We start from the raw sequence: 18,523 nt of genomic DNA on the forward strand, positions 1-18,523 counted from the left end.
GACCGACACCCCGCCCCGAGCGAGGACCCCCAGTTACGCGACCGCGCAGCCCCGGAGGAGACGGGAAAACCATGTCAGCCTGCGTCCCCACACGCGCCGCCGACCCGAACCGGACCGAGCGCACCCATCCGCCCCACAGTCCGCCGCCGTCAGGGCCCCGCCGATTCCGGATCGCGGGTGCCGACGTGTCGGCCTCGATCGCGGTCTTCCTGATCGCACTGCCCCTGTCCCTGGGCATCGCCCTGGCCACCGGCGCCCCCCTCCAGGCCGGTCTCGTCGCCGCCGCCGTAGGCGGGCTGGTCGCCGGGCGGCTCGGCGGCTCCCCGCTTCAGGTGAGCGGACCGGCCGCCGGACTCACCGTCGTCACCGCCGACCTCATCCAGCGTTACGGCTGGCGGACGACCTGCGCCATCACCGTCCTCGCAGGCCTCGCCCAACTGGGCCTCGGCTGCCTGCGGGTGGCCCGTGGCGCTCTCGCCGTCAGCCCCGCGATCGTGCACGGCATGCTCGCCGGGATCGGCGTCACCATCGCCGTCGCCCAGCTGCACATCGTGCTCGGCGGCACACCGCAGAGCTCCGTCCCGGACAACCTCCGTGCGCTCCCTGCCCAGTTGGCGCACATGCGCCCCGAGGCCGTGTCGGTGAGCGTGCTGACCCTGGCGCTGCTGCTGCTCTGGCCGCGACTGCCCGGCCGGGCCGGACGCCTGCTGCGCAAGGTCCCGGCGGCGCTCGTCGCCGTCGCCGGAGCCACCGCGGCCGCCGCTCTCGCCGGGCTCCGCCTGCCCAAGGTCGACCTGCCGTCCTGGAGCAACCACGCCCTGGCCGGTCTGCCCGAGGGGCCCGTGCTGGGCCTGGTCGCCGCCGTTCTCACCACCACGCTGGTGTGCAGCGTGCAGTCACTGCTCGGCGCGGTCGCCGTGGACAAGCTCGTTGCCGGCCGCCCCGGTCTGTCGCCCCGCGTCGGGCGCTCGAACCTCGACCGCGAACTGCTCGGGCAGGGCGCCGCCAACATCGTCTCCGGCTCGCTCGGCGGACTGCCCATCGCCGGTGTCGCCGTGCGAAGTTCGGCGAATGTGCACGCCGGCGCGGTCAGCCGGAACTCCACGATGCTGCACGGCGTTCTCGTAGTGATCGCCACGCTGCTGATGGTCCCGATCCTGGAGTTCATCCCGCTCGCCTCGCTCGCCGCCCTGGTGATGGCCGTCGGCATCCAGATGGTGTCCCTGAACCACATCCGCACGGTGACCCGCCACCGCGAAGTGTGGGTCTACGCCGTCACCACCCTCGGCGTGGTCTCCCTCGGCGTCCTGGAGGGCGTGGCGCTCGGCATCGCCACGGCCGTCGGCGTCGCCCTGCACCGCCTCACCCGCACCCGCATCACGCACGAAGAGACGGAAGGAGCCCATCACGTACACGTCAGAGGACAATTGACGTTCCTCGCGGTGCCACGGCTCAGCCGGACCCTGCATCTCGTGCCGCACGGTGCCGACACCGTCGTCGAGCTGGACGGGTCGTTCATGGACCACGCGGCGTACGAGACGCTGCAGGACTGGCAGAAGACGCACACCGCGCAGGGCGGCACCGTCGAGATCACCGGCCGGCATCCCGGCACCCGTATTTCCGAGCCGCAGACCTCCGGCGACTGCCGCTGCCGGCCCTGGACGCCGTGGCGCAACCACCAGTGCGACGGCCCCCGGTTTGTACCCCCTGCCGAGCAGAACGCGGAAGGGCCGGACCGCTCCGAGCCGGACCCGACGGCCACCGGCGGAGCCAGCGGACACGAACTGGCCCGGGGCATCAGCGCGTTCCAGCGCAACACCGCGCCCCTGGTGCGCGGCGAGCTGGCACGGCTGGCGAGAGAGGGCCAGCGGCCTTCGCAGCTGTTCCTGACCTGCGCCGACTCCCGGCTGGTCACATCGATGATCACCTCCAGTGGTCCGGGCGACCTGTTCGTCGTGCGCAACGTGGGCAACCTCGTCCCGCGCCCGGGCGAGGAGAGCGGTGACGACTCGGTGGCGGCGGCGATCGAGTACGCCGTGGACGTGCTCCGGGTGCGGTCCATCACGGTGTGCGGGCACTCGGGTTGCGGCGCCATGCAGGCGCTGCTCACCTCCGAGCCCGGCAGCGCCCGGAGCCCGTTGAAGCGATGGTTGCGGCACGGGCTGCCCAGCCTGGAGCGGATGGCCGACGACAGTCTGCCCCGGGGCAGACTGGCCGGGCGTTCCCCCGAGGACGCGGTCGAACAGCTCTGCCTCACCAACGTGGTCCAGCAGTTGGAGCACCTGCGTGCCCACGACTCGGTGGCCCGGGCCATCGGGGAGGGCAGCCTGGAACTGCACGGGATGTACTTCCACGTGGGCGAGGCGGAGGCGTACCTGCTCACCGGGACGGACGCCGGAGGCGTCTTCGACCGGGTCCGGGAGCCGGATCTGACGGCGTGAGCCAGGCGCCGGGCCGGGATGTGTTCCCGCCCGGCACCGGAGGAGGGGCTGCCTCGGTCGTCCGCCGGGGCACAGCCCAGGGCCCCCGCCGGACCGGACCGCGCCGGCGGGGGCTGCCGACGGGCGCGCCGCTGCCGCCGCCCGGTCCCAGGGGCCCCAAAACAAACGCACGCCCCGCTCCGGTACCACCACGGCGCGCACGGGCCCCACCCCGGCCCCGTCACGGCACATATCTCGGGCAGCACACGCACTGAACTTTCCCAGGTCGGCGTCCGTGGATACGGATGACCCCGGTCCCCGACAGCACCGCCCCGACAGGTCTAAACCAATCGGCGGTCGGCCCTTGTCATCGCACCCCCGGGTCTGATGAGCTGTGGCCTGGGACACAACGGACACCCTGGGAAAGGCAGATGCCGTGAGCAACGAGAGCCTGGCCAACCTGCTCAAGGAAGAGCGCAGGTTCGCACCCCCCGCCGACCTGGCCGCCAACGCCAACGTCACCGCGGAGGCGTATGAACAGGCCAAGGCTGACAGGCTCGGCTTCTGGGCCGAGCAGGCCCGCCGGCTGACCTGGGCCAAGGAGCCCACCGAGACCCTCGACTGGTCGAACCCGCCGTTCGCCAAGTGGTTCAAGGACGGCGAACTCAACGTCGCCTACAACTGCGTCGACCGCCATGTGGAGGCCGGGAACGGCGACCGGGTCGCCATCCACTTCGAGGGCGAGCCGGGCGACAGCCGCGCGATCACCTACGCGGAGCTCAAGGACGAGGTCTCCAAGGCGGCCAACGCGCTGCTGGAGCTGGGAGTCCAGGCGGGTGACCGGGTCGCCGTCTACATGCCGATGATCCCCGAGACGGCGATCGCGATGCTGGCCTGCGCCCGGATCGGCGCCGCCCACTCCGTCGTCTTCGGCGGCTTCTCCTCCGACGCGCTCGCCACGCGCATCCAGGACGCCGACGCGCGCGTGATCATCACCTCCGACGGCGGCTACCGGCGCGGCAAGCCGTCCGCGCTCAAGCCGGCCGTGGACGAGGCGGTCGAGAAGGCCGGCATCGTCGAACACGTCCTGGTCGTCCGCCGCACGGGCCAGGAGGTCGCCTTCACCGAGGGCCGCGACGTGTGGTGGCACGACCTGGTGGGACGGCAGAGCACGGAGCACACCCCGCAGGCCTTCGACGCCGAGCACCCGCTGTTCATCCTCTACACCTCGGGCACCACCGGTAAGCCCAAGGGCATCCTGCACACCTCCGGCGGCTACCTCACGCAGACCGCCTACACCCACCACGCCGTCTTCGACCTCAAGCCGGAGACGGACGTCTACTGGTGCACCGCCGACGTCGGCTGGGTGACCGGCCACTCGTACATCGTCTACGGCCCGCTGGCCAACGGCGCGACGCAGGTCATGTACGAGGGCACGCCCGACACCCCGCACCAGGGCCGCTTCTGGGAGATCGTCCAGAAGTACGGCGTGACGATCCTCTACACCGCGCCGACCGCGATCCGCACGTTCATGAAGTGGGGCGACGACATCCCCGCCAAGTTCGACCTGTCCAGCCTGCGTGTGCTGGGCTCCGTGGGCGAGCCGATCAACCCCGAGGCGTGGATCTGGTACCGCAAGAACATCGGCGGCGACCGCACCCCCGTCGTCGACACCTGGTGGCAGACCGAGACCGGCTCGATGATGATCACCCCGCTGCCCGGCGTGACCGCGACGAAGCCCGGCTCCGCGCAGACGCCGCTGCCCGGCATCTCCGCCACGGTCGTGGACGACGAGGCCAACGAGGTGCCGAACGGCGGTGGCGGCTACCTGGTGCTGACCGAGCCGTGGCCGTCGATGCTGCGCACCATCTGGGGCGACGACCAGCGGTTCCTCGACACCTACTGGTCGCGCTTCGAGGGCAAGTACTTCGCCGGTGACGGTGCCAAGAGGGACGACGACGGCGACATCTGGCTGCTCGGCCGGGTCGACGACGTCATGCTCGTCTCGGGGCACAACATCTCCACCACGGAGGTCGAGTCCGCGCTCGTCTCCCACCCCTCGGTCGCCGAGGCGGCCGTGGTCGGCGCCGCGGACGAGACGACCGGGCAGGCGATCGTCGCCTTCGTGATCCTGCGCGGTACGGCCTCGGAGACCGAGGACCTGGTCGCCGAGCTGCGCAACCACGTCGGCAACACCCTCGGCCCGATCGCCAAGCCCAAGCGGGTCCTGCCGGTGGCGGAGCTGCCCAAGACCCGCTCCGGCAAGATCATGCGCCGGCTGCTGCGGGACGTCGCCGAGAACCGCCAGCTGGGTGACGTCACGACGCTGACCGACTCCACGGTCATGGACCTCATCCAGTCCAAGCTGCCCGCCGCGCCCAGCGAGGACTGAGCACGGCACCCGCATGACAAGGCCGACCGAGGGCACCCATGTCCGGGTGCCCTCGGTCGGGGCGCACCGGCGGCGAAGACCGCCGGATGCGCACAGCCGTAGGTCTACCTAAACTCAGCAAAACAAGTGCTCCATGGTGCGCCGGGAAGTCTGGTCGGCATGTGTTCCGTCCTGCCCACCGACCGGAGGTCTCCCTCGTGACCGCGCCCCGCTCCACCACCCCCCGCAAGGTCCTCGGCCGGCTGTCGCTGCCCGAGCGGACGTATGTGGCGGACGCGCTGCGCACCGAGACCGTCGGCGGAGTGCTGCTGCTCGCGGCCGCCGTCATCGCGCTGCTCTGGGCGAACATCCCCGCGCTGCACGACAGCTACGAGAGCGTCTCCCACTACCACCTGGGCCCTGCCGCCCTCGGCCTCGACCTGTCCGTCGCGCACTGGGCCGCCGACGGACTGCTGGCGATCTTCTTCTTCGTCGCCGGGATCGAGCTCAAGCGGGAACTCGTGGCGGGCGACCTGCGCGACCCGAAGGCCGCCGCGCTGCCGGTCGTCGCCGCGCTGTGCGGCATGGCCGTACCGGCGCTCGTCTACACGGTCACCAGTGTCACCGGCGGCGGCTCCCTGGACGGCTGGGCCGTGCCGACCGCGACCGACATCGCGTTCGCGCTCGCCGTACTCGCCGTGATCGGCACCTCCCTGCCGAGCGCGTTGCGGGCCTTCCTGCTCACGCTCGCCGTCGTCGACGACCTCTTCGCGATCCTGATCATCGCGGTGTTCTTCACGGCCGACCTGAACTTCGCCGCGCTCGGCGGTGCCGTCGCGGGCCTGGTGCTCTTCTGGCTGCTGCTGCGCACCGGCGTGCGCGGCTGGTACGTGTACGTGCCGCTGGGCCTCGTCGTCTGGGCGCTGATGTACAACAGCGGCATCCACGCCACCGTCGCCGGTGTCGCGATGGGCCTCATGCTGCGCTGCCACCGCCACGAGGGCGAGGACCGCTCCCCCGGCGAGCGCATCGAGCACCTCGTACGGCCGCTGTCGGCGGGGCTCGCGGTGCCGCTGTTCGCGCTGTTCAGTGCGGGCGTAGCGGTGTCCGGCGGGGCGCTCGCCGACGTGTTCACCCAGCCGGAGACCCTCGGTGTCGTCCTCGGTCTTGTCGTCGGCAAGGCGCTCGGCATCTTCGGCGGGACGTGGCTGACGGCGCGATTCACCCGGGCATCGCTCAGCGACGACCTCGCCTGGGCGGACGTGTTCGCGGTGGCGACCCTGGCCGGCATCGGCTTCACCGTGTCGCTGCTCATCGGCGAACTCGCCTTCGACGGCGACCAGACGATGACCAACGAGGTGAAGGCCGCCGTCCTGCTGGGCTCGCTCAGCGCCACGACACTCGCGACCGTCCTGCTGAAGATCCGCAACGCCAGGTACCGCCGGCTGTGGGAGGACGAGGAGCGCGACGAGGACGCCGACGGCATCCCGGACGTGTACGAGGAGGACGACCCGGCGTACCACCTGCGGCTCGCCGCCCTCTACGAGCGCAAGGCCGCCGAACACCGCAGGATCGCCCAGGAGAAGGCAGCGGCGCGCCACGCGCTTGCCGAAGTACCGGGCGGGGCAGGCGAGGACCACCACCGTCCGGCATGATCTGACGAGACGGTACAAAAGACGGGACCGTACGCAGTCAGGCCGTACCCAGTCGGACGACTGCGGCGGGTCAGGAACAAGACGCGGAAAACGGACCGTACGCAGAAGAGGGAGACCCGCGATGAGCGCACCCGACGGCAGCCCGGTCGGCGCCGAACGCAGCATCGGCCAGCTGTTCGCCTCGGCGACGGCGGAAATGTCGGCGCTGGTGCACGACGAGATCGCGCTGGCGAAGGCTCAGCTCAAGCAGGACGTGAAGCGCGGCGCGACCAGCGGCGGCGCCTTCTCGGCGGCCGGCGCGGTGCTGATCTTCTCCCTGCCGATGCTGAACTTCGCGCTGGCGTACGGCATCCGTACCTGGAGCGACTGGAACCTCGCGGTCTGCTTCCTGCTGTCGTTCGCGGCGAACGTGCTGGTGGCCGGAGTGCTCGCGCTGATCGGCGTGACCTTCGCGAAGAAGGCCAAGAAGAGCCAGGGCCCGCAGAAGGTCGCCGCGTCGATGAAGGAGACGGCGGTCGTGCTGCAGAAGGCCAAGCCGCACCCGCGGCCGGAGCTCGGGCAGGACCGGGTCCCCGAGGCCATCGAGGCTGTGGCACGCTCGTCGTCATGACGGACCCTGCCCCGCCCCCTGCTCAACCGGCTTCGGCCGTCCTCCTGGACGGCCCCTGGAGCCATCGCGACGTCGCCGCCAACGGCGCCCGCTTCCACATCGCCGAGCTGGGCGACGGACCGCTGGTGCTGCTGCTGCACGGGTTCCCGCAGTTCTGGTGGACCTGGCGGCACCAGCTGGTGGCACTCGCCGACGCGGGCTTCCGGGCCGTCGCCATGGACCTCAGGGGCGTCGGCGGCAGCGACCGCACACCACGCGGCTACGACCCCGCCAACCTGGCGCTCGACGTCACCGGCGTCATCCGCTCCCTCGGCGAGTCCGACGCCGCACTGGTCGGCCACGACCTCGGCGGATACCTCGCGTGGACGGCGGCCGCGATGCGCCCCAAGCTGGTGCGGCGCCTCGCGGTCGCGTCCATGCCGCACCCGCGCCGCTGGCGCTCGGCCATGCTGCGGGACGTCAAGCAGACCCGCGCCGGTTCACACATCTGGGGGTTCCAGCGGCCCTGGATCCCGGAGCGGCAGCTCACCGCCGACGACGGGGCGCTCGTGGCGGACCTGATCCAGGAGTGGTCCGGGCCCCGCCCGCCCGAGGAGGAGGCGCTGGAGACGTACCGCCGCGCCATGTGCATCCCCTCCGCGGCGCACTGCGCGGTCGAGCCGTACCGCTGGATGGTGCGCTCCCTGGCCCGCCCCGACGGCATCCAGTTCAACCGCCGGATGAAGCGGCCGGTGCGGGTGCCGACCCTCCATCTGCACGGCTCGCTCGATCCCGTGATGCGCACCCGCAGCGCGGCCGGGTCCGGCGAGTACGTCGAAGCGCCCTACCGCTGGCGCCTGTTCGACGGTCTCGGGCACTTCCCGCACGAGGAGGACCCGGTCGCGTTCTCCTCGGAACTTATCAACTGGCTGCGGGATCCCGAACCCGACCGGTGACCGGTCGACCGCGCCCGGTACCGGCTGGTGAACGCTTGTCCTACGAACGGCCACTTGCCCGGCGCATAGGCCAATTGGACGCTCCGGGCGCGGTTATCGACCATGGGGCGGGGGCACACGTCGGGGTATGGGCTGGACGCACGACTACAGTGACGCAACCCGCAATCGCCGCTCGGCGGGCGGTGCGAACCCCCACCATCGAAGCGGCGCACCGCAGATGGCCACCAGGGACCCCCGGGTCGGGATTCCGCGGATCCTTCGCCGCCGCGCCCGCTGGGTCTCCGTACGTCTTCGCCACACACGCGACTGAGGCATCACTCGCGCGAGTGACACCCCGACACCTGCCGCTCCGGGGCCGCTGTTCCTAGAGGGCGCAGCTGTCGCTGCCCACCTGCCGGACGGCGGTGCGCCCCTTGGTGATGTCCTCCCGGATCTCGTCCACGGTCAGCGCGTAACCCGTCGCGGCGTCGTCGAGCGACTTGGCGAAGACGACGCCGTAGACCTTGCCGTCGGGTGTGAGCAGCGGGCCGCCCGAGTTGCCCTGACGGACGGTCGCGTAGAGGGAGTAGACGTCGCGGCGGACCGTGCCGCGGTGGTAGATGTCCGGGCCGTTGGCCGTGATGCGGCCGCGCACGCGGGCGGCGCGCACGTCGTACGACCCGTTCTCCGGGAAGCCCGCGACGATCGCGCTGTCGCCGCTGGTCGCGTCCTTCTCGGTGAACCGCAGCGCGGGCGCCTTCAGGTCCGGCACGTCGAGGACGGCGATGTCACGCCGCCAGTCGTAGAGCACGACCCTGGCGTCGTACTTCCTGCCCTCGCCGCCTATCTGCACGGTCGGCTCGTCGACTCCGCCGACCACGTGCGCGTTGGTCATCACACGGCGGCCGGAGAAGACGAAGCCGGTGCCCTCCAGGACCTTGCCGCAGCTCGGGGCCGTGCCCATGACCTTGACGATGGAGCGCTGGGCGCGGTTGGCCACGGGGCTGTTCGCGAGCGCCGGGTCGGGCGGCTGGACGTCGGTGATCGGCTCGTTCGAGAAGGGGCTGAAGACCTGCGGGAAGCCGTTCTGCGCGAGGACGGAGGAGAAGTCCGCGAACCAGGTGGCCGCCTGGTCGGGCAGGGCCTGCGAGACGCCCAGCAGGACCTTGGAGTTGCGGACCTCCTTGCTGACGGTCGGCAGGGTCGTGCCCGCGAGGGCGGAGCCGATCAGCCAGGCGACCAGGAGCATCGCCATGACGTTGACCAGGGCGCCACCGGTGGCGTCGAGGGCCCGGGCCGGGGACCAGGTGATGTGCCGGCGCAGCTTGTTGCCGAGGTGGGTGGTGAGGGCCTGACCGACGGAGGCGCAGACGATGACCACGACGACCGCGACGACGGCGGCGGTCGTGCTCACCTCCGCGTTGTCGGTCAGCGCGTCCCAGATGACGGGCAGCACGTAGACCGCGACGAGGCCGCCGCCCAGGAAGCCGATCACCGACAGGATGCCGACGACGAACCCCTGGCGGTACCCCACGACCGCGAACCACACGGCGGCGACCAGCAACAAGATGTCCAGCACGTTCACGAAGGCCACCCTGTCATGCGCGCCAGTCGAGGGGGACCTGCTTCTCGCGGTCCCAGGGCCGCTCCCAGCCCGCGAAGTGCAGCAGCCGGTCGATGATTCCGGCCGTGAAACCCCAGACAAGGGCTGATTCGACCAGAAATGCCGGACCTCGGTGGCCGCTGGGGTGAACGGTGGTCGCCCGGTTGGCGGGATCCGTGAGATCCACCACGGGAACGGTGAAGACCCTGGCGGTCTCGTTCGGATCGACGACTCCGACCGGACTCGGCTCGCGCCACCAGCCCAGTACCGGTGTGACGACGAAGCCGCTGACCGGGATGTAGAGCCGCGGCAGGACACCGAAGAGCTGTACGCCGGAGGGGTCGAGGCCGGTCTCCTCCTCGGCCTCGCGCAGGGCGGCCCGCAGGGGGCCGTCGCCGGCGGGGTCGCCGTCCTCGGGGTCGAGGGCGCCGCCCGGGAAGGAGGGCTGCCCGGCGTGCGAGCGCAGGGAGCTCGCGCGCTCCATGAGCAGCAGCTCCGGGCCGCGCGTGCCCTCACCGAAGAGGACCAGCACGGCGGACTGCCGCCCCGCCCCGTCCTCCGGCGGCAGGAACCGGCTCAGCTGCGTCGGCCGGACCGTCTCCACGGCGTGCACCACGGGGTCGAGCCAGCCGGGCAGCCCGTCCTTGCTCAGGGTCACCGGGCCACCCTGTGTATCGCTCGCACGCGTCATCGCCACCCCCGTCGTCCTGCCGCATCCAACGCACGACGGCCCTGAGATCGTTCCGCGAACCCCTCGGATCCCCTGAACGGGCGGCGCGCCGGGCTCTCGGGGCGGCGCATCGGATCCAGCGGGTGGTGCAGGGAGCCCGCCCGGTGGAACAGCGAGCCCCTTCGGTGACTCGGGTGGCTCATCCGGCCCCCAGCGGCGGCGCCGGTTTGCCGCCCGCGTCCAGGTAGGCCTGCGGCGGGTTCAGACGCTGGCCGGGGAAGCCGCCCTTCTCGTACTTGAGGAGCTTCTTGGCCTTCTCCGGGTCGGTCTCGCCCTCGCCGTACGCCGGGCAGAGCGGAGCGATCGGGCAGGCGCCGCACGCGGGCTTGCGGGCGTGACAGATGCGGCGGCCGTGCCAGATCACGTGGTGCGAGAGATCCGTCCAGTCGCTCTTCGGGAAGAGCGCGCCGACGGCGGCCTCGATCTTGTCGGGGTCGGTCTCGCCGGTCCACTGCCAGCGGCGCACCAGGCGCTGAAAGTGCGTGTCTACGGTGATGCCGGGGCGGCCGAAGGCGTTGCCGAGCACGACGAACGCGGTCTTGCGGCCGACGCCGGGCAGCTTGACCAGGTCTTCGAGCCGGCCGGGCACCTCGCCCCCGAAGTCCTCCACCAGGGCCTTCGACAGCCCTATGACGGACTTCGTCTTGGCCCGGAAGAAGCCGCACGGGCGGAGGATCTCCTCCACCTCCTCGGGGTTGGCGGCGGCCAGGTCCTCCGGGGTCGGGTACTTCGCGAAGAGGGAGGGTGTCGTCTGGTTGACGCGCAGGTCGGTCGTCTGGGCGGACAGGACCGTGGCGACGACCAGTTGGAAGGGGTTCGCGAAGTCCAGCTCGGGGTGCGCGTACGGAAAGACCTCGGCGAGCTCGCGGTTGATACGGCGGGCCCGGCGGACCAGGGCCGTACGCGACTCGTCGCCCGGCGGGTGGACGACGGCCTTGGCGGGGGCGGTGCCCTTGAGACGGGCCGTGGCCTTCTTCGGCGCGACCGCGACCTTCTTGGCGGCGGGCGCCTTCTTCACGACAGCGCTCTTGGAGACGCCCTTGGAAGCACTCTTGGTGGGCTTCTCGGCGGCGGATGCCTTGGAAGCAGCCTTCTTGGCGGAGGCCGCCGCCTTCGTGGAAGCAGCCTTCTTGGCGGAGGCCGCCTTCTTCACGGAAACAGCCTTCTTCGAGGCCGCGTTCTTCGCGGACCCGCTCTTCTCCGTGGGCCCGGCCTGCTCCGTGGAAGCCGTCCTCTTCACCGGTTCCGTCTTGTTCTCTTTCGCCGTTTTCCTGCCGCCATCGGGGCTCTGTTCGCCCACAGCGGAATCGCGACGTACAACCACCCGCGCAGCCCCCTCGGCCTGTGCTCTCACCGGCGATTTGGACACCCGGCCAGCCTAAGGCCCGGCACCGACATCCGCCCCGGCCCCTGAAGATCGGCGCCCAATTGGACCCCTGCCGCGTACCCCGGGACACGTGTGCGGCATCCTTGTGACAGATCACACTGTTTGGACCGCCCGACAAAATGGGCACCACGGTCCCTCGGTACACGGGGGAGCAAGATCCCCTGAGCAGGTCGACAAGGAGAGAACTCGTGGACGACGTTCTGCGGCGCAATCCGCTCTTCGCGGCGCTCGATGACGAGCAGGCCGCGGAGCTCCGCGCCTCCATGAGTGAGGTGACCCTCGCCCGCGGTGACTCGCTGTTCCATGAGGGCGACCCCGGTGACCGCCTGTACGTGGTCACGGAGGGCAAGGTGAAGCTCCACCGCACGTCCCCCGACGGCCGCGAGAACATGCTGGCCGTGGTCGGCCCCGGTGAGCTCATCGGTGAGCTCTCGCTGTTCGACCCGGGCCCGCGCACCGCGACGGCCACGGCCCTGACCGAGGTCAAGCTGCTCGGCCTCGGCCACGGCGACCTCCAGCCCTGGCTGAACGCCCGCCCGGAGGTGGCCACGGCCCTCCTGCGCGCCGTCGCGCGCCGGCTGCGCAAGACCAACGACGCGATGTCCGACCTCGTCTTCTCGGACGTCCCAGGCCGCGTCGCCCGCGCCCTGCTCGACCTGTCGCGCCGGTTCGGCGTGCAGTCCGAGGAGGGCATCCACGTCGTGCACGACCTCACGCAGGAGGAGCTGGCCCAGCTGGTCGGCGCGTCCCGCGAGACGGTCAACAAGGCCCTCGCGGACTTCGCTCAGCGCGGCTGGCTCCGCCTGGAGGCCCGTGCGGTGATCCTCCTGGACGTGGAGCGCCTCGCCAAGCGCTCACGCTGACGCGCACCCCGCCGTACGTCATCGGGCCCCGTCTCCTCGCGAGACGGGGCCCGACGTCGTAAAGGGAGCGGAAAGGGGAGCGGAAAGAACGCCCCGCGGCGTCCCGCTCGCGGCACAGTGAGCGCATGACCGGCAGCGCCGTCCACCGTCCGGGGCTCGACGAGCAGGGCTTCCTCGCCCGGGAGGGCTCCCTCGCGCGCGTGCCCCCGGCCTTCCGTCCGGTCGTCACCGCGACACGCGACCGGCTGGGCGAGGTGTTCGGGCACCGGCTGCACAGCGCGTACCTCTACGGGTCGATACCGCGTGGCACCGCGCGCGTGGGCCGCAGCGACCTGGACCTGTTGCTCGCCCTGCACGAGGAGCCGACCGGGGCGGACCGGGACGACGCCCGGGCGCTCGGCGCGGCGCTGGACGCTGAGTTCGAGCAGATCGACGGGCACGGCACCCTGCTGTTCGGCCGGGCGCGGCTGCTGAGCGACCTGGAGAGGTACGACCTGGGCTGGTTCGTCGCCTGCCTGTGCACACCGCTGCTGGGAGAGGACCTGGCCGTGTACCTGCCGCGCTACCGCCCCGACACGCTGCTGGCCCGCGAGACCAACGGCGACCTGGCCCTGCTCCTGCCGAGCTGGCGCCGGCGGATCGCCGAGGCGGACGGCACACCGGAGGCCAGGCGGCCTCTGGTCCGCTTCATGTCCCGGCACCTGGTCCGTACCGGCTTCACGCTCGTCATGCCCCGCTGGAACGGATGGACCAGCGACCTGCACGAGATGGCCGAGGCCTTCGCGGGGTACTACCCGGAGCGTGGCGAGCAGATGCGGGCCGCGGCCGCCCTGGGGCTGGAGCCGGCCGGAGACGCCGCCGTGCTCGCGGCGTACGTCGGCGATCTCGGCCCCTGGCTCGCCGGGGAGTACGCGCGCGTGCACGGCGTCAAAGCGCCGCGGCCCTGAGGGCCCTAGATGAGCCCGTGTTCTTCCAGGTAGTCCATCTGCGCCCGTACCGACAGTTCCGCCGCCGGCCACAGGGAGCGGTCCACGTCGGCGTAGACGTGGGCGACGACCTGCGCGGGGGTGCGGTAGCCGTCCTCCACGGCCGTCTCGACCTGGGCGAGGCGGTTGGCGCGGTGGGCGAGGTAGTACTCGACGACGCCCTGGGCGTCCTCAAGGACCGGGCCGTGGCCCGGCAGGACCGTGTGGACGCCGTCGTCGACCGAGAGGGAGCGCAGGCGGCGCAGGGAGTCCAGGTAGTCGCCGAGGCGGCCGTCGGGGTGGGCCACGACCGTCGTGCCACGGCCGAGGACCGTGTCGCCGGTGAGGACCGCCCGGTCGGCCGGGAGGTGGAACGAGAGGGAGTCCGCGGTGTGGCCGGGGGTCGGTACGACGCGCAGTTCCAGCCCGCCGGTGGTGATCACGTCTCCGGCGGCCAGGCCCTCCTCGCCCAGGCGCAGGGCCGGATCGAGGGCACGCACGCGCGTGCCGGTCAGTTCGGCGAACCGGGAGGCACCCTCCGCGTGGTCGGGGTGGCCGTGGGTCAGCAGGGTGAGGGCGACGCGCTTGCCGGCCTGCTCGGCCGTGGCCACGACCCGGCGCAGGTGTCCGTCGTCCAGCGGCCCCGGGTCGACCACCACGGCCAGGTCCGAATCCGGCTCGGAGACGATCCAGGTGTTCGTGCCGTCCAGGGTCATCGCCGACGCGTTGGGGGCCAGGACGTTGACGGCCCGCGCGGTGGCGGGCCCTGAGAGGACCCCGCCGCGGGGCTGGCCGGGAAGGGCGCTTGCGTCCGTCATGCGGTGGCTCCACCGGTCGGAATGTGCTTGGTGAACTCGTCGTGGCCCGGCCAGGAAAGAACGATCTCCCCGTCCACCAGGCGGGCGGTGGCCAGGACCGGCGTGAGGTCACGCCCCTGGGCCGCGTCGAGTGCCCCGGCGGCCGTCTCGTACGCCGCCAGCTGGCGCAGGGTCGCGATCGTCGGCGGCATCATCAGCAGCTCGCCCTCGTCGTAGCGGGCCGCCGCCTCGCGTGGCGCGATCCACACCGTGCGGTCGGCCTCCGTGGAGGCGTTGCGGGTGCGCTGCCCCTCGGGGAGCGCGGCCACGAAGAACCACGTGTCGTAGCGGCGGGCCTCGAACTCCGGGGTGATCCAGCGGGTCCACGCGCCCAGCAGGTCGGAGCGCAGGACCAGACCGCGGCGGTCCAGGAACTCCGCGAAGGACAGGTCCCGGGCGACCAGGGCGGCCCGGTCGGCCTCCCAGTCGGCGCCCGTCGTGTCTCCGACGACCGAGTCATGAGCGGGCCCGGCGAGCAGCACGCCCGCCTCCTCGTACGTCTCGCGCACGGCCGCGCAGACGATCGCCTGGGCCGCCGTCTCGTCGACGCCGAGCCGCTGGGCCCACCACGCGCGCGTGGGGCCCGCCCAGCGGACGTGGCGGTCGTCGTCGCGCGGGTCGACACCGCCGCCCGGATACGCGTACGCGCCTCCGGCGAAGGCCATGGAGGCGCGTCTGCGCAGCATGTGGACGGCCGTGCCGCTGCCGGTGTCCTTCAGGAGCATGACGGTGGCCGCGCGCTTGGGGGCCACCGGCGTGAGGGTGCCGGCCGCGAGTGCGCGGATGCGGTCCGGCCACTCCGGGGGGTACCACTGACCGTTCGCCATGGGCGCGAGGCTATCCCGTGACGGGCGGATGTTCGAGTGGCCCCCGGGAACGGATTCCGCAGCTGGGACCCGCTGACGGGCCCCGGAGGGTGCTACGCGAGTTCCACCTGGATCTCGACCTCGACCGGCGCGTCCAGCGGCAGCACCGCGACGCCCACGGCACTGCGCGCGTGCACGCCCTTGTCGCCGAGGACCTCGCCGAGCAGCTCGCTCGCGCCGTTCAGCACCGCGGGCTGGCCCGTGAAGTCCGAGGCCGAAGCCACGAAACCGACGACCTTCACCACGCGCGCGATGCGGTCCAGGTCACCGGCGACCGACTTCACGGCGGCCAGGGCGTTCAGCGCACACGTACGCGCCAGCTCCTTGGCCTCCTCCGCGGTGACCTCCGCACCGACCTTGCCGGTGACCGGAAGCTTGCCCTCCACCATCGGGAGCTGCCCGGCGGTGTAGACGTACGGGCCGGACTGCACGGCCGGCTGGTAGGCGGCGAGCGGCGGGACCACGTCGGGCAGGCTCAGGCCGAGCTCGGCGAGCTTCGCCTCGACGGCGCCCACTACTGCTTCTCCCGCTTCAGGTAGGCCACGAGCTGCTCGGGGTTGTTGGGCCCGGGCACGACCTGGACGAGCTCCCAGCCGTCCTCGCCCCAGGTGTCCAGAATCTGCTTCGTGGCGTGGACGAGCAGCGGCACAGTCGAGTATTCCCACTTGGTCATGCGGCCGACTCTAGCCCCTGGCGGGCAGGGGCTCGCGGCCCACCACCGCAGCGGTTGTCCACAGCCTCCCGCGTAGTCCGGGCGCGGACTGGTTAGGCTCGAATACGTGAGCAGGCTCCAGGTCGTCAGCGGCAAGGGCGGTACCGGCAAGACCACGGTGACCGCGGCCCTAGCGCTGGCCCTGGCCACGGAGGGGAAGCGGACGCTTCTCGTCGAGGTCGAGGGCCGTCAGGGCATCGCGCAGCTCTTCGAAACGGAAGCGCTGCCTTATGAGGAACGGAAAATCGCGGTAGCACCCGGGGGCGGGGAGGTGTACGCCCTCGCCATCGACCCCGAACTGGCCCTTCTGGACTACCTCCAGATGTTCTACAAGCTGGGCAGCGCCGGACGGGCCCTGAAGAAGCTCGGCGCGATCGACTTCGCCACCACCATCGCGCCCGGCCTCAGGGACGTCCTCCTGACCGGCAAGGCGTGCGAGGCGGTGCGCCGCAAGGAGCGCAGCGGGCGGTTCGTCTACGACTACGTCGTCATGGACGCCCCGCCGACCGGTCGCATCACGCGCTTCCTGAACGTGAACGACGAGGTCGCCGGCCTCGCCAAGATCGGCCCGATACACAATCAGGCGCAGGCCGTGATGCGGGTGCTGAAGTCGTCGGAGACGGCGGTGCACCTGGTGACGCTGCTGGAGGAGATGCCCGTCCAGGAGACCGTGGACGGCATCGCCGAGCTGCGTTCGGCAAGGCTGCCGGTGGGACGGATCATCGTGAACATGGTCCGGCCCGAGGTGCTGGACGAGACCGACCTGGAACTCGTGCGGTCGGTCCCGCGTTCCACTGTCGCGCGGTCCCTGTCGTCCGCCGGGCTCGGCGGGGCGCGGCGCGGGGGGCACGCCGAGCGGCTGGTGGACCCGCTGCTCACGCAGGCCGAGGAGTACGCCGAGCGCTACACGCTGGAGCACGAGCAGCGTGCGGTCCTGACCGAGCTGGGCCTGCCACTGCACGAACTGCCGTTGTTCGCCGAGGGCATGGACCTGGCCGGGCTGTACGAACTGGCCCGCGAGCTGCGTGAGCAGGGCGTGTCATGAGCCAAGACCGGCAGGCAAGGCCCGTCACGAGTCGGAAGCAGGGGATGTCATGAGTCGTCCGGACCCGGCCCACACCCACGATCCGGCCCGCCCTCACCTCGCCCCCGCGCGCCTGCTCGACGTCGATCCGCTGCTGGAGGACCCGAAGACCAGAATCGTGGTGTGCTGCGGCTCGGGCGGGGTCGGCAAGACGACGACCGCGGCGGCGCTGGGGCTGCGTGCGGCCGAGCGGGGCCGCAAGGTGGTCGTCCTGACCATCGACCCGGCCCGCAGGCTGGCCCAGTCCATGGGCATCGACTCCCTGGACAACACCCCGCGCCGGGTGAAGGGCATCGACGACGCGGCGGGCGGCGAGCTGCACGCGATGATGCTCGACATGAAGCGCACCTTCGACGAGATCGTCGAGGCGCACGCGGACGGCGAGCGGGCGGCCGCCATTCTGGGCAACCCCTTCTACCAGTCGCTCTCGGCGGGCTTCGCGGGCACGCAGGAGTACATGGCGATGGAGAAGCTCGGGCAGCTGCGCGCCCGGGACGAATGGGACCTGATCGTCGTCGACACCCCGCCGTCCCGTTCGGCGCTGGACTTCCTGGACGCGCCCAAGCGGCTCGGCTCGTTCCTGGACGGCCGGCTGATCCGGCTGCTGACCGCGCCCGCGAAGCTGGGCGGCCGGGCCGGGATGAAGTTCCTGAACGTCGGGATGTCGATGATGACCGGCACCCTCGGCAAGCTGCTCGGCGGTCAGCTCCTCAAGGACGTCCAGACGTTCGTGTCCGCGATGGACACCACCTTCGGCGGCTTCCGCACCCGTGCGGACGCGACGTACAAGCTGCTCCAGGCGCCCGGCACGGCGTTCCTCGTGGTCGCGGCCCCGGAGCGGGACGCGCTGCGCGAGGCCGCTTACTTCGTGGAGCGGCTGGCCGCCGAGAACATGCCGCTGGCCGGTCTGGTGCTCAACCGGGTGCACGGCAGCGCCGCCGACGGGCTGTCGGCCGAGCGGGCGCTCGCCGCCGCGGAAAATCTTGAAGAGCCCGGCATTGTGGATCAGGAGGACGGGAAAGCAGTACTTCGTAACTCCCCCGACGCACAGACCAGTTCAGACTCTCCCACGCCCGGAACACCAGCTCGGGCAACGGCTCCCGAAGGTGGCTCCCCCACCGACAGCGCCGAGGACACCGAGCACACCGGGGACACCGGGGACACGGAGCGCACGGAGGACCCCGAGCGGTCCGTCGACCAGCTCACGGCAGGCCTGCTGAGGCTGCACGCCGATCGCATGCAGCTGCTCTCCCGTGAGCAGCGCACACGTGACCGCTTCACCGCGCTCCACCCCGAGGTGGCCGTGACGGAAGTGGCCGCACTGCCCGGAGACGTGCACGACCTCGCGGGCCTGCGCGAGATCGGTGACCGGCTAGCGGCCGACGAGCGTGAGCTTCCCGATCCCGCCGACCTGCCGGAACCGCCCGAGGCGAGTGCCTGAGCGCAAAGGGGCCCTCTGGCACAGGGCCTGGGGAGTTCCCGAAGG

General features: G+C 71.6%; 17 protein-coding genes. 10 read left to right on the plus strand and 7 right to left on the minus strand.

What is annotated here, in order from left to right; translation table 11 throughout:
• Positions 1-71: 71 nt before the first annotated feature.
• From ABTX60_RS22690 to ABTX60_RS22715, 6 genes are all read left to right on the plus strand, one after another.
• Positions 72-2,441 (plus strand): SulP family inorganic anion transporter, encoded by a 2,370-nt coding sequence (locus tag ABTX60_RS22690; protein WP_352098815.1) that lies wholly within the window; start codon positions 72-74, stop codon positions 2,439-2,441.
• Positions 2,442-2,856: 415 nt separating this feature from the next.
• On the plus strand, positions 2,857-4,812 hold the full coding sequence (gene acs, locus ABTX60_RS22695) for an acetate--CoA ligase (protein ID WP_352098816.1): 1,956 nt from the start codon (positions 2,857-2,859) through the stop codon (positions 4,810-4,812).
• Between the two features lie 197 nt (positions 4,813-5,009).
• Positions 5,010-6,446, plus strand: a complete 1,437-nt coding sequence (nhaA, locus tag ABTX60_RS22700; protein WP_352098817.1) for a Na+/H+ antiporter NhaA — start codon at positions 5,010-5,012, stop codon at positions 6,444-6,446.
• 121 nt (positions 6,447-6,567) lie between these two features.
• Positions 6,568-7,056: a phage holin family protein gene (locus ABTX60_RS22705; RefSeq protein ID WP_352098818.1), complete on the plus strand. Its 489-nt coding sequence runs from the start codon at positions 6,568-6,570 to the stop codon at positions 7,054-7,056.
• Positions 7,053-7,991: an alpha/beta fold hydrolase gene (locus tag ABTX60_RS22710; RefSeq protein ID WP_352098819.1), complete on the plus strand. Its 939-nt coding sequence runs from the start codon at positions 7,053-7,055 to the stop codon at positions 7,989-7,991. Before ABTX60_RS22705 ends, ABTX60_RS22710 begins: the two co-directional genes overlap by 4 nt.
• Positions 7,992-8,118: 127 nt before the next feature.
• On the plus strand, positions 8,119-8,301 hold the full coding sequence (locus ABTX60_RS22715) for a hypothetical protein (RefSeq protein ID WP_352098820.1): 183 nt from the start codon (positions 8,119-8,121) through the stop codon (positions 8,299-8,301).
• Positions 8,302-8,355: 54 nt separating this feature from the next.
• On the opposite strand, the gene ABTX60_RS22720 is transcribed toward ABTX60_RS22715, so the two are convergent.
• From ABTX60_RS22720 to nth, 3 genes are all read right to left on the minus strand, one after another.
• On the minus strand, positions 8,356-9,555 hold the full coding sequence (locus tag ABTX60_RS22720) for a MarP family serine protease (protein ID WP_352098821.1): 1,200 nt from the start codon (positions 9,553-9,555) through the stop codon (positions 8,356-8,358).
• A gap of 13 nt (positions 9,556-9,568) precedes the next feature.
• Positions 9,569-10,264 carry an NUDIX hydrolase gene (locus ABTX60_RS22725; protein WP_352098822.1) on the minus strand — a complete coding sequence of 232 codons (696 nt, stop codon included), beginning with the start codon at positions 10,262-10,264 and terminating at the stop codon, positions 9,569-9,571.
• Positions 10,265-10,442: 178 nt separating this feature from the next.
• Positions 10,443-11,543, minus strand: a complete 1,101-nt coding sequence (gene nth, locus ABTX60_RS22730) for an endonuclease III (protein WP_352098823.1) — start codon at positions 11,541-11,543, stop codon at positions 10,443-10,445.
• Positions 11,544-11,878: 335 nt separating this feature from the next.
• Between nth and ABTX60_RS22735 the strand changes: the two genes are divergently transcribed.
• Together ABTX60_RS22735 and ABTX60_RS22740 are read left to right on the plus strand one after the other, a co-directional pair.
• The gene (locus ABTX60_RS22735; protein WP_010031945.1) at positions 11,879-12,553 is read left to right on the plus strand and encodes a Crp/Fnr family transcriptional regulator; all 675 of its coding nucleotides are present in this window, start codon (positions 11,879-11,881) and stop codon (positions 12,551-12,553) included.
• A gap of 125 nt (positions 12,554-12,678) precedes the next feature.
• A complete protein-coding gene (locus ABTX60_RS22740) occupies positions 12,679-13,500 on the plus strand; it encodes a nucleotidyltransferase domain-containing protein (RefSeq protein WP_352098824.1) in 822 nt (273 codons plus the stop codon).
• 5 nt (positions 13,501-13,505) lie between these two features.
• Here the strand turns inward: ABTX60_RS22740 and ABTX60_RS22745 are convergent, their stop codons facing one another.
• The 4 genes from ABTX60_RS22745 to sp36 all read right to left on the minus strand — a co-directional run bounded on the left by ABTX60_RS22745 (position 13,506) and on the right by sp36 (position 15,914).
• A complete protein-coding gene (locus ABTX60_RS22745) occupies positions 13,506-14,336 on the minus strand; it encodes an MBL fold metallo-hydrolase (protein WP_352098825.1) in 831 nt (276 codons plus the stop codon).
• A complete protein-coding gene (locus tag ABTX60_RS22750) occupies positions 14,333-15,202 on the minus strand; it encodes an NUDIX hydrolase (protein WP_352098826.1) in 870 nt (289 codons plus the stop codon). Before ABTX60_RS22750 ends, ABTX60_RS22745 begins: the two co-directional genes overlap by 4 nt.
• Positions 15,203-15,294: 92 nt before the next feature.
• Positions 15,295-15,756, minus strand: coding sequence for a RidA family protein (locus ABTX60_RS22755; protein ID WP_053669671.1), 462 nt, complete (start codon positions 15,754-15,756; stop codon positions 15,295-15,297).
• A complete protein-coding gene (sp36, locus tag ABTX60_RS22760) occupies positions 15,756-15,914 on the minus strand; it encodes a Sp36 family protein (protein ID WP_097218487.1) in 159 nt (52 codons plus the stop codon). The genes ABTX60_RS22755 and sp36 overlap by 1 nt, the downstream gene beginning before the upstream one ends.
• Before the next feature lie 106 nt (positions 15,915-16,020).
• Between sp36 and bagA the strand changes: the two genes are divergently transcribed.
• On the plus strand, positions 16,021-16,998 hold the full coding sequence (bagA, locus tag ABTX60_RS22765) for an ATPase BagA (RefSeq protein WP_352098827.1): 978 nt from the start codon (positions 16,021-16,023) through the stop codon (positions 16,996-16,998).
• A 49-nt stretch (positions 16,999-17,047) separates the two neighbouring features.
• Entirely contained in the window at positions 17,048-18,478 is a 1,431-nt protein-coding gene (gene bagB, locus ABTX60_RS22770; RefSeq protein ID WP_352098828.1) for an ATPase BagB, read from the plus strand.
• Positions 18,479-18,523 lie beyond the last annotated feature (45 nt).

The organism is Streptomyces sp. NPDC126510 (assembly GCF_040302345.1).
GTDB lineage: Bacteria > Actinomycetota > Actinomycetes > Streptomycetales > Streptomycetaceae > Streptomyces.

Coding starts and splice junctions, on each gene's coding strand:
- ABTX60_RS22710 (WP_352098819.1), top strand. CDS start 7,053: ATGACGGACCCTGCCCCGCCCCCTGCTCAACCGGCTTCGGCCGTCCTC.
- ABTX60_RS22745 (WP_352098825.1), bottom strand. CDS start 14,336: ATGACGGACGCAAGCGCCCTTCCCGGCCAGCCCCGCGGCGGGGTCCTC.
- sp36 (WP_097218487.1), bottom strand. CDS start 15,914: ATGACCAAGTGGGAATACTCGACTGTGCCGCTGCTCGTCCACGCCACG.
- ABTX60_RS22705 (WP_352098818.1), top strand. CDS start 6,568: ATGAGCGCACCCGACGGCAGCCCGGTCGGCGCCGAACGCAGCATCGGC.
- ABTX60_RS22750 (WP_352098826.1), bottom strand. CDS start 15,202: ATGGCGAACGGTCAGTGGTACCCCCCGGAGTGGCCGGACCGCATCCGC.
- ABTX60_RS22740 (WP_352098824.1), top strand. CDS start 12,679: ATGACCGGCAGCGCCGTCCACCGTCCGGGGCTCGACGAGCAGGGCTTC.
- ABTX60_RS22690 (WP_352098815.1), top strand. CDS start 72: ATGTCAGCCTGCGTCCCCACACGCGCCGCCGACCCGAACCGGACCGAG.
- ABTX60_RS22725 (WP_352098822.1), bottom strand. CDS start 10,264: ATGACGCGTGCGAGCGATACACAGGGTGGCCCGGTGACCCTGAGCAAG.
- bagB (WP_352098828.1), top strand. CDS start 17,048: ATGAGTCGTCCGGACCCGGCCCACACCCACGATCCGGCCCGCCCTCAC.
- ABTX60_RS22715 (WP_352098820.1), top strand. CDS start 8,119: ATGGGCTGGACGCACGACTACAGTGACGCAACCCGCAATCGCCGCTCG.